Raw genomic sequence first — 284 nt, forward strand, 5'->3', positions numbered from 1 at the left:
CAGGAAGGCGTCATGAAGACGCGCATGCAGCCGATCGGCAATGCCTGGCAGAAGCTGCCCCGCATCGTCCGCGACCTCTCGAGCGAACTCGGCAAGCAGATCGAATTGGAGATGCACGGCGCCGACACCGAGCTCGACCGCCAGGTGCTCGATCTGATCAAGGACCCGCTCACCCACATGGTGCGCAACTCCGCCGATCATGGCCTTGAGACCCCCGCCGAGCGTCTCGCCAGCGGCAAGGGCGAGCAGGGCACCATCCGCCTGTCCGCCTATCACGAGGGCGG

General features: G+C 66.2%; 1 pseudogene. It reads left to right on the top strand.

Annotated elements, in window-relative coordinates:
• Positions 1-284 (top strand): annotated as a pseudogene (locus RAD10_RS41660) (hybrid sensor histidine kinase/response regulator); the annotation flags it as partial.

This window comes from Bradyrhizobium sp. 23AC (assembly GCF_054863025.1).